At 68.3% G+C, this 13,841-nt stretch carries 12 protein-coding genes and 1 pseudogene; 2 read left to right on the forward strand and 11 right to left on the reverse strand.

What is annotated here, in order from left to right; genetic code table 11:
• The first annotated feature begins 172 nt into the window (after positions 1-172).
• Positions 173-1,363 carry an XRE family transcriptional regulator gene (locus SFC76_RS18150; protein ID WP_322850816.1) on the forward strand — a complete coding sequence of 397 codons (1,191 nt, stop codon included), beginning with the start codon at positions 173-175 and terminating at the stop codon, positions 1,361-1,363.
• A 48-nt stretch (positions 1,364-1,411) separates the two neighbouring features.
• Here the strand turns inward: SFC76_RS18150 and SFC76_RS18155 are convergent, their stop codons facing one another.
• The 9 genes and pseudogenes from SFC76_RS18155 to SFC76_RS18195 all read right to left on the reverse strand — a co-directional run bounded on the left by SFC76_RS18155 (position 1,412) and on the right by SFC76_RS18195 (position 10,306).
• Positions 1,412-1,834, reverse strand: coding sequence for a flagellar export chaperone FlgN (locus tag SFC76_RS18155; protein WP_322850817.1), 423 nt, complete (start codon positions 1,832-1,834; stop codon positions 1,412-1,414).
• Positions 1,831-2,133, reverse strand: coding sequence for a rod-binding protein (locus SFC76_RS18160; protein ID WP_416222444.1), 303 nt, complete (start codon positions 2,131-2,133; stop codon positions 1,831-1,833). Before SFC76_RS18160 ends, SFC76_RS18155 begins: the two co-directional genes overlap by 4 nt.
• Complete coding sequence (gene flgI / locus SFC76_RS18165) at positions 2,130-3,644, reverse strand: flagellar basal body P-ring protein FlgI (protein ID WP_322850873.1); 1,515 nt, start codon at positions 3,642-3,644, stop codon at positions 2,130-2,132. Before flgI ends, SFC76_RS18160 begins: the two co-directional genes overlap by 4 nt.
• Positions 3,645-3,647: 3 nt before the next feature.
• A pseudogene (locus SFC76_RS18170) lies at positions 3,648-3,848 on the reverse strand (hypothetical protein); the annotation flags it as partial.
• Positions 3,842-4,459, reverse strand: a complete 618-nt coding sequence (locus tag SFC76_RS18175; protein ID WP_322850818.1) for a HEAT repeat domain-containing protein — start codon at positions 4,457-4,459, stop codon at positions 3,842-3,844. The pseudogene SFC76_RS18170 and the gene SFC76_RS18175, both read right to left, overlap by 7 nt.
• A 17-nt stretch (positions 4,460-4,476) precedes the next feature.
• A complete protein-coding gene (gene cheB, locus SFC76_RS18180) occupies positions 4,477-5,550 on the reverse strand; it encodes a chemotaxis-specific protein-glutamate methyltransferase CheB (protein WP_322850819.1) in 1,074 nt (357 codons plus the stop codon).
• Positions 5,551-5,557: 7 nt separating this feature from the next.
• Entirely contained in the window at positions 5,558-7,159 is a 1,602-nt protein-coding gene (locus SFC76_RS18185) for a chemotaxis protein CheW (RefSeq protein ID WP_322850820.1), read from the reverse strand.
• Between the two features lie 28 nt (positions 7,160-7,187).
• On the reverse strand, positions 7,188-9,113 hold the full coding sequence (locus SFC76_RS18190) for a methyl-accepting chemotaxis protein (protein WP_322850821.1): 1,926 nt from the start codon (positions 9,111-9,113) through the stop codon (positions 7,188-7,190).
• Positions 9,114-9,406: 293 nt separating this feature from the next.
• Complete coding sequence (locus tag SFC76_RS18195; RefSeq protein ID WP_322850874.1) at positions 9,407-10,306, reverse strand: LysR family transcriptional regulator; 900 nt, start codon at positions 10,304-10,306, stop codon at positions 9,407-9,409.
• A gap of 104 nt (positions 10,307-10,410) precedes the next feature.
• On the opposite strand from SFC76_RS18195, the gene SFC76_RS18200 reads away from it, so the two are divergent.
• Entirely contained in the window at positions 10,411-11,391 is a 981-nt protein-coding gene (locus tag SFC76_RS18200; RefSeq protein ID WP_322850875.1) for an aldo/keto reductase, read from the forward strand.
• A 158-nt stretch (positions 11,392-11,549) separates the two neighbouring features.
• Here SFC76_RS18200 and SFC76_RS18205 read toward each other — a convergent pair whose 3' ends face one another.
• Both SFC76_RS18205 and SFC76_RS18210 read right to left on the reverse strand, forming a co-directional pair.
• The gene (locus SFC76_RS18205) at positions 11,550-12,626 is read right to left on the reverse strand and encodes a catalase family protein (protein ID WP_322850822.1); all 1,077 of its coding nucleotides are present in this window, start codon (positions 12,624-12,626) and stop codon (positions 11,550-11,552) included.
• 58 nt (positions 12,627-12,684) lie between these two features.
• On the reverse strand, positions 12,685-13,806 hold the full coding sequence (locus SFC76_RS18210; protein WP_322850823.1) for an alpha/beta hydrolase: 1,122 nt from the start codon (positions 13,804-13,806) through the stop codon (positions 12,685-12,687).
• Between the last annotated feature and the right edge of the window lie 35 nt (positions 13,807-13,841).

Consider the following 13,841-nt stretch of genomic DNA (forward strand, 5'->3'; position numbering starts at 1 on the left):
GATCGCGCGCATCCTCGTTCCCGGCAGCATCGTGGCGCTAGGCGCGGCCGGCTGAACGACGGGTTGATGAGCCGGCACCGCGGTTCGACGGGCCCGATCACGCGGGAATCGCACCGGAATGGCCACGAGCGCTGATCGACAGACCGCGCACATTCGGGCACAAGCTGCGCCGATGAGCCACGCAGACAGTGTCCGAGAGCAAGAAGGGGCGACCGAACAAGGGGTTAGCGCCGATGGCCCGGATATCGACCGCTATCGCTCGATCGTCTTCCCCAATGCCGTGCGCGAATTACGCAAGCAACAGGGCTTCGCCAGGCTGCTCGGATTGTCGGCTGTATTGCCCGACATCCCCTATGTCCGCCTCTCCAAGATCGAACGCGGCGAGGTGGTCGCCAAGGCGAGCGAATTGCGCAGCATCGCGATGGCGATGCGGGTCGCGCCCGAGGATCTGCTGCTCGACATCGACGATCCCGCCTTCGACATCGCCGCATGGGCGACCGAATTGCAGGACCTGACCGACGAGGAGATCGCCGAGGATCGCTTTGCGGTGCTGCTCGCCGCGGCGATCCGCGCGCGGCGCGATGCCGACCGGTCGCTGTCGATCGTCAACGTCGAACGCCGCTTCGGCATCGCGCCGGTGATCCTGTCGCGGCTGGAGAACGGCTACAAGCCGCTCGGCCGCTGGAATGCGCAGACCGTGGGTGCGGTCTGCCGATTGCTCGGCGTCGCGGATGCGCAAGCCCTGCGCGATTACGTCGCCCGGGCGGATGCCGATGGCATTTTGCGCGCGCATCTCCCCGCCGCGGCGAGCAGCGCGGCACGGATCGAGAAGACGCGCGCGCGCGTCGCGCTGCTGCGCGAGGAATTGCACGATCCCACCCAGCCGACGGCGATCCGCGCCAAGGCGGCGCAACCGCCGCGCGTCACGCCCGGCGCGACGCCGCCGAACGGGGTGGATGCCGCCGTCCTGGCCGCGATCGAACAGTCCGAGACCGCGACCGTCCGGCTGGTGCCGGTGTTCGGCGCGCCGCTCGCCGACGGGCTGGTCGATCGCGTGCCGATCGGCCGTACCGTCGAGGCGCCGCGCCATGCCCAGCCCAACAGCTACGGCCTGCGCGTCTGTCGTGCGACGCTGGGGCCGGCGCTGCCTGCGCATGCAATCGTGGTAGTCGATCCGGATCGTTTTCCGTCCTCGGGCGGCCTTGCCGTCGTGCGCGAGGCGGGCGGGTTGCGCCTGCTCGTCGTCACCTTCGATCGCCAGGGCCGGATGATCGGCTATAGCGTCAATCCCGATCGCGAGATCGACCTCGACACGCTCGACGCCGCCGACGTCGGCACCATCGTCGCGGTGCTGCTCGACTGACGCTGCCGCGGTCCGGCACGGGTTACGCGGGGCGGGCATCAATGGGGGTCAATAGCTCGAATTGACCGCGATCGGCATCGTCGGATCGAAGCGCGACAGATTGCCCTGTGCGCCATAGGTCGAGGTGGCGCGCCCCGCGAGCCGCTTCGCCTCGCTGGTGATCGCACCGATCATCTCCACCGACAGGTCGATCTGCCGCTCCAGCGCGGCGGCATTGGCGGCGGAGATCGGCTCCAGCCGCGCGAGCAGCTCTTCGAGCCTTGCGCGCTGCGCCTCGTCGAGCGAGCGGTTCCAGTCGACCGTGCTGCGCCCGTAGGCGGCGGTCATCTGTTCGAGCTGCCCGACGAGCCGCACCTTGGTCGCCGCCAATTCGGGCAACCCCGCGCCGAATGGACTCTCCTGCAGGTGCCGCGTCTCCTCCTCCATCAGCATCAGCAGCGATTCAAGCACGTCCGTCAGTCGTTCGATCACGCGCCGCCCTCCTGCAATTTGATGATCTGGTTGAGCACCGCCGGCGCGATGCCGAAGCCGCCGCGCCGCGCGATGGCATCGCCCATCTTCTCGGCGAGCACGCCGCGGAACATCTCCTCGCCATGGCCGCCGCTGAACGGGCCGTCCGATGGCGCGGTGTCCATCATGATCCGCACCATCTGGCCGACGAACACCGCCTCGAACGATTGCGCGGTCGCGGCGGGATCGTTGGCCTTGCGCGTCGGCTGCGGCGCCGGCGTCGCGGCAGGCAGAGGGGCGGAAAGGCTGCTGTCCATCATTGTACCTCGATTTCCGCCTGGAGCGCGCCGGCGGTGCGCAGCGCCTGGAGCACGGTGATCAGATCGCGGGGCGTGACCCCGAAGGCGTTCAACCCGGCGACGAGCGATACCAGGGACGTCGCATTGTGCAGGATGCCGAGCCCGCGGCCGTTGCCGTCGCTCACCCCGATCTGGGTGCGCGGCAGCACTTCGGTGGTGCCGTTGGAGAAGGGGCCGGGTTGCGACGCGATCGGCGTCTCGGCGATGCTGATCGTCAGCCCGCCCTGCGCGATCGCGACAGGGCTGATCCGCACGTCCGCACCCATCACCACCGTTCCCGACGATTCGTTGATCACGACGCGCGCGGGCAAATCGACCTCGACCGGCAGTTCCTCGATTCCGGCAATCAGATCGATGACGTGATCGGTCGAGCCCGCCGGCGGCGCGACTTCGATCGTGCCGGGGTCGAGCACGTGCGCGACGCGGTCGAAGCGGCGGTTGATCACCTCGGCGATGCGGAAGGCGGTGGTGAAATCTGGGTTCTTGAGCGCGAGCTTCAGCGTCGTCGCGGTGCGCAGCGTATAGGGCACTTCGCGTTCGACGATCGCCCCGCCCGAGATCCGCGCCGCGGTGGTCACGCCGCGGCTGATCGACGCGGCGGCGCCCTGCGCACGGAAACCGGACACCGACAGCGGCCCCTGCGCGACCGCATAGATTTCCCCGTCGAGCCCGCGCAGCGAGGTGACGAGCAGCAAGCCGCCCTGCAGACTGGTCGCGTCGCCCATCGCAGCGATCTGCACGTCGATCGCGCTGCCGGCCCGCGCGAAGGCGGGCAAGGTGGCGGTCACCGACACGGCGGCGACGTTCTGCGTGCGCATCGTGTCGCCGCGGATGTTGACCCCCATCCGTTCCAGCATCGACTGGATGCGGCTCATGCTCTCCGAATGGCCGAGGCAGATGACGCCGCCGGGCCGCATGCTGTCGTAGAGCGTCTCGACCGCCTCGCGCCGCGACACATCGTCGAAGTAGATCAGCATGTTGCGGCAGAAGATCACGTCGATGTCGCGGAACCGGCGCATCGCCATCGCGTCCGACACGTTGACGACCGTGAAGTCGATCGACTGGCGCAGCGCGTCGCAGATGCGGAAGCCCTCGGCGTGCTGCGTGAAATATTTGCCCTTGAGCTGCGCCGACAGGCGGTGGAGCGCGCGGTCGCTGTAGATGCCGGCCTTGGCATCGGCGATGACGCGGCTGTCGATGTCGGAGGCGAGGATCTGGATGTCATAGGCATCGGCCTGCGGCCAATTCTCCAGGATCTGCATCGCGATCGAATAGGGTTCCTCGCCGGTCGAACAGGGCAGCGACCAGATGCGGATCGGCTGGCCCGGTGCACGGTGCCTGGCGATCTCGGGCAGGACGTGCTGGACCAGCGCGTCGAACTGATAATCCTCGCGATAGAAATAGGTCTCGTTGACCGTCATCGCGTTGACGAGATGCTGCATCTCGACGCCCGCCGTTTCGAAGCGCACCATCGTGAAATATTCGCGGAACGTCGTCTTGCGCGTCGCCAGGATACCGTCCTGCAGACGGCGTTCGACGAAATAGGCCTTGGTGTCGCTGAACATCATGCCGGTCTTGCGGTAGAAGAACTCGCAGAACTTGGCGTAATCCTGGGGCGTGATGCTGGGCGCGCCCGGGGGTGGCGCGGCGTCGGCGTGTCTGGCTGCGCTCAGCACCGGTTGATCCTCTGCGCGGCGACCTGCACTGCGAAGGCGATGAAGCCTTCGCCGGGAAAACGGTCGGGCAAGGCGAGCAGCGCGGGCAAGGCGGTTTCGTCGCCGATCTCCGCCAGCCCGTCGATCGCCGCGGCGCAGACGTTGACATGCGCGTCGTCCAGAGCCGCGATCAGCCACGCGGCGGCGCGCGGATGCGGGAGCACGCTGAGCAGGTTCGCGGTGAAGATGCGCACGTCGTCGTCGGGATCGCGCAGCAGCTGTTCGACGTGCGGCGCGACCTCGTCGGGCATCGCCGCCAGCCCTTCCAGCGCGGCATTGCGCTGCGGCGCGCCTTCGCTGCGCAGCAACGGCAGCAGCGCGGTCACCACCTCGGGCGAGCGGCGCCGGATCAGCGCCGCCATGATCGCCTCGCGCACGCTCGGCGCATTCTCCTCGGCCAAGCGGGCGCAGAGCGGGGCGATGCCGTCGGCCTGCGCCTCCAGCCCGCGCACCGCGGCGCGGCGGTCCGCACCGCTCGGCGAGGCGAGCAGTTCGACCAGATCGGCGAGCGTACAGGCCGCCGCGGACGATGGTTCGGCGGGGGTGTCGATAGGGGCTTTGACCAGCGGCACGATACGTATCCTGTTCGTTATGACGCGCGCACGCGCCGGTTCGAGGCGAGCCAATTGGCGATCTGTCCGGCGATGGCATCGCTCGCCAGGACGAGGTTGGCCCCCGCGCGCCGGATGAGTTCGTTGGGCATGCCGAACACCGCGCAACTGTCGGCATCCTGCGCGATCGTGCGCATGCCGCGGCGGTGGCAGCGCGCCATCGCCTCGGCGCCGTCGTCGCCCATGCCGGTGAGCTGGACGCCGATCAGCCGGTCGGCGGGCACGTGCTCGGCGGCACTGTCGACCAGCCGGGTTACGCTGGGATGCCAATTATGCTGTTCGCTCGCCGGCACCGACATCGCGGTGAGCACGCCGCCGCGGCGCGCGACGATCATGTCGGCGTCGCCGCGCGCGATATAGACGTTGCCGCCGAGCAGCGGCGTCGGCGCGCGCACCTCCTGCACGTGGATCGCGCACAAAGCGTCGAGCCGGCGCGCGAAGACGCCGGTGAAGCTGCTCGGCATATGCTGCGCGACCAGCACCGGCCACGGCAGCGTCGCAGGGAGCGCCGGCAGGATCGTCTCGAGCACCGACGGGCCGCCGGTCGACACGCCGAGGATGACCAGGCCCGGCTCGATCGAGCCGTCCTTCATCATCCGCTCGGGCGGCGGGGCGGGGGCGGGGGGCGGCGGCTTGACCACCCCCGCGCGCCCGCGCACCCGCGCGCCGGCCGCCATGCGGACCTTGGCGACGAGCTGCGCGGCGATCTCGTCGAGCGACAGCGAGATCGTCCCGCCCGGTTTCTGCACGAAGTCGATCGCGCCGAGGCTGAGCGCCTGCAGCGTGGTCTCCGCGCCCGCCTCGGTGATCGAGGAGACCATGATGACCGCGCGGGGGCTGCCGACCATGATCCGCGACAGGCAGGTGATGCCGTCCATCTCTGGCATGTTGACGTCGAGCGTGACGACCTGCGGGTCGAATTCCGCGACGAGTTCCAGCGCCTCGACGCCGTTGCGTGCGGTGCGGACCTCGAAGCCGGGTTGCTGTTGGAGGAGCTGCGCGAGGTGACGGCGCATCAGGGCGGAATCATCGACGACGAGGACGCGGGTCATGGCAGATTCAAGCGGCGAGCGCCGGCTGGTGCGGCGGGAGCAATGCGTCGGTGGCCGGCTCGATCAGGCAGTCGACATCGAGCAGCTGGATCATGCGGTTCTGCGCGGTGAGGTTGGCGACGCCGCGCACCACCTTGGCGCGGGTGCCCGACAGATCGGGCGCGGCCGAGATCGTCGCATCGGGGATGCGACCGACTTCGGAGACGCTGTCGACGATGAAGCCGACGTGCTGGCCGTGGATGGTGAACACCATGATCCGCTGCCGGTCGGACCGCACCGCCTCTTCGAGGTCGAAGCGGCGGCGCTGGTCGATCACCGGCAGCACGGTGCCGCGCAGGTTGATGACGCCCTCGACGAAATCGGGGGTGCCGGGCACGTGGGTGAGCTGGTCGGGAACGCGGACGATCTCCTGCACCGCCTCCACCGGCACGCCATATTCCTCGCCCATCAGGCGGAAGATCACATATTGCGCATCTTCGGTGACGGCATCGCTCATCGTGGTCTCTCCTTCGGCGGCGCCGTCGCGTGCGGCACCGGCATCGCCCTGCGCGGCGCGCAGCGCGCGCAATTCGTCGGCGTCGAACATCGCGTCCGCCGACAGCACCGACACCAGCCGGCGGCCCTCGTCGAGGCGGCAGATCGCGCGGATATCGCTGTGTCCGCGCTGCGAGTGGAGCGCGGCAGGCACCGGCTCGACCAGCGCACGCTCGACGCGCAGCACCGCCTTCACCTTGTCCATCACCACGCCGACCGACAGCGGCTCGCCATCCTGTTCGCCGGGCAGCGAGACGACGACGACCTTGTTGGCGTCGGTGAACGCCTCCACCGGCATGCCGAACATCGTGCGCAGCGACACCAACGGCAGCAGCCGGTTGCGCAGCGTCGTCACGCCCAGCACATGGCCGGGGGTGCCGGGCACCTGGGTGATCGCGGCGGGAAGCTGGACGATCTCCTGCACCTCGCCGATCGGAAAGGCATATTCCTGGCCGTCGACCTCGAAACTGACCAATTGGTCCTCGTCGGCGGCACCGTCGGCGGCGTCGTCGTCGAGCGTGAGCGCGGTCGGCCCGGCGACGTCGGCGAAGCGCAGCGCCTCGTCCTGCGCCGCGAAGGTGCAGCCGATCGACTTGGACACGTCGAGCACCATGACGATGCCGCGGCCGTCCTCCTCCTTGATCATCCCGGTCAGCAATTCGGTATCGATCGTCGCCTGGATCTGCGTGACCGGCTCCAGCCGCTCGCGCTCGACGGTGACGACATTGGCGACGCGATCGACCATCAGGCCGACCGGGTGGCCGTGATCGAGCACGACGACGCGGCTGGCATCGTCGCTGAGCACCGGCGGCAGCCCGAACAGATTGCGCAGGTCGAGGACCGGCAGCACCGTGCCGCGGAGGTTGGCGAGGCCCATCAGCGCCGGCGGGCTGAGCGGCATCCGCACCACGTCGGGCACGCGGATGATCTCCTTCACCTGCTCCAGCGGCACGGCGAACATCTCGCCGGCGCTGTGGAAGATGACGAACTGGCAGAGGCCAGCGCGTTCGTTGGGTGCGGGTAGGGGATCGGCGGAGGCGATGTCCTCCGCCGTGATCGTCGTCATATCGTTCATGCGCCCGTCCTTTCGTTGCGGTCGGGGATCAGGCGGCCTGCAGTTCGTCGGCCAGCGAGGCGATCTCTTCGATCGCGGCGGCGAGCTGTTCGGCACCGCGCGCCTGTTCGCGCGCGGCGTTGCTCGCCTCGTTCGAGGTGCGCACCGCCTGTTGCGCGGCGGTGGCGATCTGCTCGATCGCGATCTGCGTCTCGCCGAGAGCGCGGGCGACGTCGCCGGCGGCATCGGAGATCTCGCCGTTGCCGCGCACGACCTCGCTGACGTCCGCGGCGATCCGCTCCAGCCCGGAGGAGATCGTCCGGCTCTTCTCGACCTCGCCCGCGGCGGTGTCGGCGATTTCCTGCAAATCGGTGCGGACGATGCCGATCGTGTCCTGGATGCTCTTCACCGTGTCCTTGATCCGCTCGGCATTCTCCGCCGAATCGCGGGCGAGGTTGCGGATGTCGGTCGACACGACCGCGAAGCCCTTGCCGAATTCACCGGCCCGAGCCGCCTCGACCGAGCCGCTGACCGCGAGCATGTTGGTCTGGATCGACACGGTGGTGATCGCATCGATGATCTTGTCGATGCGGCGGCTGACCTGTTCCAGCGCGCTGATCTGGTCGCGGCTGTTGCGGCCGGCGGCGACCGATGCGGCGACCCCCTGCATCATCGCACCAACCAGCGTCTTGTTCTCGTCGAGCAATTTGGCGATCTCCTCGCCCTTCTCGGCGCCCGACGCGGCGGCTTGCGCCGCGGCCTTGGCGTTCTGCTCAATCTGCTCGATCGCGGTCGCCGACTGCTGGGTGGCGGCGGCGGACTGCTGCGAGCCGCGGTTGATCTGCTCCAGCGCGGTCGACACCTGGACCGAGGCGCGGTTGATCTCTTCGACCGCGCTCGACAGTTCCTCGGCGGCGGACGCGACTTCCTCGGCGCTCTTGCTGATGTTGGTGCTGTTCTTCAGCTCTTCGGAGAGCTGGCCGAGTTCCTGCGCGGCCTGCTCGCTCTGTTCGAGCGCGCCGGTCTGCTGTTCGATCGTGTTGCTCGATTCCTGGCAGGCGGCGGCCTGCTGCTCGGCGGCGGCGGCGATCACCTCGGCGCCCTTCAGCGCTTCGTTGGCGGCCTGTACGGCATCCTCGGCGCCATTGGCGATAAGGGTGCAGCCCTTCAGGATGTCCGCCATCTCCTCGCGGATGCGATCGAGCCCGGCGGTGACGATCGTGCCCTTCTGCGCCTCCTCGCGCGCCGAGGTCGCCGATTCCTCGATGCCCTCGGCGACCTGCCGTACGTCGTCCTGCACCTGGACGATGAGGTCCTGGATGTCGCGCGCCGACTTCTCGCTGGTCTCGGCAAGCGTGCGCACCTCGTCGGCGACGACGGCGAAGCCCTTGCCGTGCTGGCCGGCGCGCGCCGCCTCGATCGCGGCGTTGAGCGCGAGCAGGTTGGTCTGGTCGGCGATGCGGGCGACCGCCTTGACCACCTCGCCGATCGCGCTCGCCTGACGATCGAGTTCCTCGACCAGCTTCACCGACGCCTCCTGACGCTCGGAGGCGCGGACGATCGCGCTGAGCGAATTGGCGACGTCGCTGCTCGTCGTCGCGACGAGGTTGGACAAAGACTGGGTCAGCGTCGCCGAGCCGTCGGCGCGCGTCTTCATCTCGCGCAGGCGGTCGGAGGCGAGCGTCATCGACTTCATCGTCTGCTGCGCCGCGGCCGACGCCTGTTCGGCACCGACGCTGATCTGCTCGGCGGCCTTGCGCAATTCCTCGGACGCCGACGAGGCTTCGGCGATGCCGCTGGACAGTTCGGCGGTGGCGGAGGCGAGCCGCTCCGAGCCCTTCTGCTGGCGCGCGAACGTGCGCGCACGGCGCTTTTCGGCATCGGCGGTCAGGCGGACGCTGCTGCTGTTCATGGCGCCGGCACGAGTGCTCGCCTCGCCGGAGAGGGAAATAGTGCTTTTCTTGGCGAGGGACATCGCGGGCTCCACTTGACGTTGTTATGTCCATATATGACCCAATTCGTGAAGATGAGTTAAAAATGGACCCAAAGCAGCTGTGGATCGTTTGCCCGGATAACCCTTTGTAAAAGCTCGATCTTTCCATGGCGGACGGAAGGCCGTGACGTCGGCGGTCGGCGGATTAATCTGGGTACGATAAGGATTTAGCCGCACCCCGCCCGCAGAGCTGTCGGCCATCGCCGTAGTTAAAAATTTGCAGGCGGCGACGACCGGCGCAGTTTTCTACCAAGATCGGGTCGTACGACGTTCGCTTATGCGAACGGATCGCGATAACGCAATGCTTCCAATACCAGCGCAAATGCCGCCGAGGGTTGGCGGCGCGACGGATAATAAAGAAAATACCCGTCGAACGGCGGACACCATTCAGCGAACAGGCGGACGAGCGTCCCGTCCGCGACCAAAGTTTGGACCCGATCCTCGACCACATGCGCGAGGCCATGGCCGGCGCGCGCCGCAGCGAGGATCAGATCGACGTCGTTGACGACGATCTGGCCCTCGACCTTGACGTTGAGCACGCGGCCATCCTTCTCATATTCCCAGACATACAGGCTGCCGTTGGGCATCCGCCGGTTGATGCACGCGTGGTCGGCGAGATCGTGCGGCGTTGCCGGCACGCCGCGGCGGGCGAGATAATCCGGCGCCGCGACCGTCGCCATCCGCAGCCGCGGGCCGATGGGCACCGCGATCATGTCCTGCTCTAGCCGCTCGCCGAGTCGCACCCCGGCGTCGAAACGTCCGGCGACGATGTCGGTCAGGCTCGCGTCGAGATCGAGTTCGACACAGATGTCGGGATAGGCGGCGGTGAGCCGGTCGATCGCCGGCCACAGGATGGTCCGCGCGGGCTGTTCGGGGGTGGTGATCCGCACCGTGCCCGCCGGCTTTTCGCGCAATTCGGTCAGCGCGGCGATGCGACCGTCGATCGCGTCGAGCGCCGGTCGCAGCGTCTCGATCAGGCGTTCGCCCGCTTCGGTCGGCGCGACGCTGCGCGTGGTGCGGGTCAGCAGGCGCAGTCCCAGCTTGGTTTCGAGCCGGCGCATCGCATGGCTCAACGCCGATTGCGACAGGCCGAGGCGGACGGCGGCGCGGGTGAAGCTGCGCTCCTCGGCGACCGTCAGGAACAACGCCAGGCTGGCGAGGTCTTCGCGGCGCAGATCGGAACTCATGACCGGCATTCATAGGCCCAAGCGATGTGGCCTGTCTAATCGCGCGCTCCCCGCCGCCCTATCTTGCGTCCGAACCAATCGGAGGACGAATGATGCAGACGCGTAAATTGGGCCGCGGGCTCGAAGTGTCGGCGTTGGGGCTCGGCTGCATGGGGCTGAGCCACGCCTACGGCCCCGCCACCGAACGCAGCGAGGCGATCAGGCTGTTGCGCGGCGCGCACGACCGCGGCGTCACCTTCTTCGACACCGCCGAAGCCTATGCGCAGGGCGCCAACGAGGATTTGCTCGGCGAGGCACTCGCGCCGGTGCGCGATTCGGTCGTGATCGCGACCAAGTTCGGCTTCACCAACGGCGTGACCACCGAAGGGCTCGATAGCCGGCCCGAGAATATCCGTGCGGTCACCGATGCGGCGCTGACCCGGCTGCGCACCGACCATATCGATCTGCTCTATCAACACCGCGTCGACCCGAACGTCCCGATCGAGGATGTCGCGGGCACGGTGGGTGAGCTGATCCGGGCCGGCAAGGTGCGCCATTTCGGTCTGTCGGAGGCGGGCACCGAGTCGATCCGCCGCGCGCATGCGGTGCAGCCGGTCACCGCGTTGCAGAGCGAATATTCCTTGTGGTGGCGCGAGCCCGAGGCGGAGATCCTGCCGCTGCTGGAGGAACTCGGCATCGGCTTCGTCCCGTTCGCGCCGCTCGGCCGCGGCTTCCTGACCGGCAAGATCGACGCGAACACGACGTTCGACGCCAACGACTTCCGCAGCAACGTGCCCCGCTTCGCCGCGGAGGCGCGGCAGGCCAATCAGGCGCTGGTCGATCTCATCGCGATGCTGGCGGCGGAGAAGGCCGTGACGCCCGCGCAGATTGCGCTCGCCTGGCTGCTGGCGCAGCGGCCGTGGATCGTGCCGATCCCGGGGACGACGAAGCTGCACCGGCTCGAAGAGAATCTCGGCGCGGCTGACGTCGTGCTGGGGGCCGAGGATCTGACGCGGATCGATGCCGCGCTGGCCGGGATCGAAATCCACGGCGCACGCTACTCGCCGTCACAGCAGCAGTTCGTCAGCCGCTGATCGAGTATCCCGCGGGGCCGTACCCCGGCGAAGGCCGGGGTCCAGTTGGGTAAGGGCTTGTAATGACTTACAACAGCCTCCCCAACTGGGCCCCGGCCTTCGCCGGGGTACATCAGACGTGACGTACGGCTCCTGATGCGCCTGCCCGATGGGTACGCTTACGCCCCCATCGGCTCGTGATACGGGCAGCCGTTCACCCGCGCGCGGAAGTCGGCGGAGTGGCGATAGGGTTCGTTGCGTGCGCGGTTGATGTTGCCGAGCGGGCGATGCGCGTCGAGTCCCGTCCAGATACTGAAGCGGCTCTCCTCGTTGATCGCGCGGACACTGTCCTCCGACCAGCTTTCCTGCGCGGCGGCGCGGACGATGCCGACGCGGTGGAACGGCGCCTCGTCCTCGTCCCATTCCACCGTCGGGTCCTCGATCGGCTGGCGGTCGAGGTCGCGGCACAATTGGACGCGAAATTCCCAGGCGGCGTCGATCGTGCGCATCTCGCTGCGCACTTCGTCGCGGATCGCATCTTCGCGACCGTCGACGTCGATCGTCTTGCCGGTCAGTGCCGTCATCTCCGGTGCGATCGGCTTCAGGCTGAACTTGGCGATATAATCGCCGTAGCGGAACGGCGTGACGCTGTAATAGGTCTCGCCGAGCGGCTCGACATTGGGCGCGCCGCCGAGCGAATTGAGCGCGGCGCTCTCGACGCCGACCGTCTCCAGCGTCGCGCGCACGCCCTGCAGCACCGACGACAGAACCTTCTTGGTGCCCTCCAGCCGGTCGGTGGTCTTGGCGAGGAGCTTGAGGTTGCCGAGGAATTTGTCGGCGGTCTTGGCCTGGAACACCGTGCCGTTGACCATGACGAAATCCTGCGACGTGCCCTCGGCGCCGGGCAGCCGCGCGCCCTTAACGTCGAACACCTTCATCGCGAGCCCGCGCGGCAGACTGATCGCGTCGGGCAGGATGTCGCCGGCGTTGGTCGACAGGCGCAGCAGCACCTTGTGCGTGCCGGCGTCGGCGAACAATCCCTGCGCAAGCTCCGGCGGCAGGCCGGCATCGACGGTCAGTTCGCCTTCGAGCAGGGCATGCGCCTTGGCGTGGACCGAGCGGACGGCGTGGCCGTAATCCTCGGCGGTGCGCTCCAGGATCGTGTCGAAGGTGGTGCACAACGCGGCGATCGTCTCGGCCTCGTCGGGCTGCACGTCCTCGACATCGGGGCGGTAGCGGATGGGGGCGTCGGTCATCGAAGGTCTCCTGTTCGAACAGGTAACGCGGGGCGGACGATTCCGCCCCGCGTACGGATCAGCGCTTGCGCGCCGGTGCGGCGAACGCCGTCTTCAGCCGTGCGACGGCGAGGTCGTTGGCGTCCTTGGCGCCGCGGACGACCTGTCCCATGCCGAAGAATTCGTGCGTAACGCCGGGGAAGGTGCGTTGTTCGACCTGATCGCCCGCCTTGCGCATCGCTGCGGCAAGCGTCTCGCCGTCCGAGCGCAGCGGATCGATCTGCGCGTTGATGATCGTCGTCGGCGGCAGGCCGCGCAGATCGGCGACGACGAGGTTGAGCCGCGGGTCCTGCGCATCGGCGGCACGCGTCTGATAGTAATACCCGAACCAGCCGAGCATAGCCGCATTCAACGGCTTGGCATTCGCCGAATCGCGACGCGAGGGCAGCGTCTTGCTGCTGTTGGCGATCGGATAGACCGAGACGACGTGCACCGGCGCAGTCAGGCGATTGTCGCGGGCATAGATCGCGGTCGCGACGGCAAGATTGCCGCCGGCGCTTTCCCCGGCGAGCGCGACCTTGGCGGGATCGCCGCCCCAGCCCGCCGCATTCTGCAGCGTCCAGCGATAGGCGGCGGCGGCATCGTCGTGCTGCGCCGGGAACTTGAATTCGGGCGCGTGGCGATATTCCACCGAGACGACGATCGCGTTGAGCGCCTTGGCCATCGCGCGCGGTGCCGCGTCATAGGTATCGACGTCGGCGATCACCCAGCCGCCGCCGTGATAATAGACGATCACCGGCAGCGGCGCACCGCCGGCGGGGGCATTGGCGGGCTTGTAGATGCGCACGAACTGCTTGGGATCGGCGCCATAGGGCTTGTCCTGCGTCGTCACGGAGGCGTCGGGCGTCGTCGGCATGCCGCGCTTCGCCATCACCGCCTTGGCGCCGTCGGCGGCGGACGGCTGCATACGTGCCTCGGCCGGGGTCAGCGTCTCGATCGGCTTGCCGCCGAGCCCGGCGAGCGCGTCGAGCACCGCCTGCATGTCGGGTGCAGCCTTGGGCGGCTGCGTCGCGGTGGCGGGCGGTGGGGGCGGCGGCGGCGCGCTCGGCGAGGGGGCGGACTGCGCCCGGACGGCGGTCGAGGCGAGCAGCGCGACGGCAAATGCGGTCGCGGTGCGCGCGGACGTGCGAGTGACGGACATGATTCCTCCTGTTGTTACTGTCGAGGAACAACCTT

The organism is Sphingomonas sp. CD22 (genome assembly GCF_034556155.1).
Taxonomy (GTDB): domain Bacteria; phylum Pseudomonadota; class Alphaproteobacteria; order Sphingomonadales; family Sphingomonadaceae; genus Sphingomonas.

What these genes read in the sequence shown, in the direction of transcription:
- SFC76_RS18185 (WP_322850820.1), bottom strand. Translation starts at nt 7,159, where the DNA reads ATGAACGATATGACGACGATCACGGCGGAGGACATCGCCTCCGCCGAT.
- cheB (WP_322850819.1), bottom strand. Translation starts at nt 5,550, where the DNA reads ATGACCCGCGTCCTCGTCGTCGATGATTCCGCCCTGATGCGCCGTCAC.
- SFC76_RS18160 (WP_416222444.1), bottom strand. Translation starts at nt 2,133, where the DNA reads ATGATGGACAGCAGCCTTTCCGCCCCTCTGCCTGCCGCGACGCCGGCG.
- SFC76_RS18150 (WP_322850816.1), top strand. Translation starts at nt 173, where the DNA reads ATGAGCCACGCAGACAGTGTCCGAGAGCAAGAAGGGGCGACCGAACAA.
- SFC76_RS18210 (WP_322850823.1), bottom strand. Translation starts at nt 13,806, where the DNA reads ATGTCCGTCACTCGCACGTCCGCGCGCACCGCGACCGCATTTGCCGTC.
- SFC76_RS18205 (WP_322850822.1), bottom strand. Translation starts at nt 12,626, where the DNA reads ATGACCGACGCCCCCATCCGCTACCGCCCCGATGTCGAGGACGTGCAG.
- flgI (WP_322850873.1), bottom strand. Translation starts at nt 3,644, where the DNA reads ATGGTGCGCTTCGAAACGGCGGGCGTCGAGATGCAGCATCTCGTCAAC.
- SFC76_RS18190 (WP_322850821.1), bottom strand. Translation starts at nt 9,113, where the DNA reads ATGTCCCTCGCCAAGAAAAGCACTATTTCCCTCTCCGGCGAGGCGAGC.
- SFC76_RS18200 (WP_322850875.1), top strand. Translation starts at nt 10,411, where the DNA reads ATGCAGACGCGTAAATTGGGCCGCGGGCTCGAAGTGTCGGCGTTGGGG.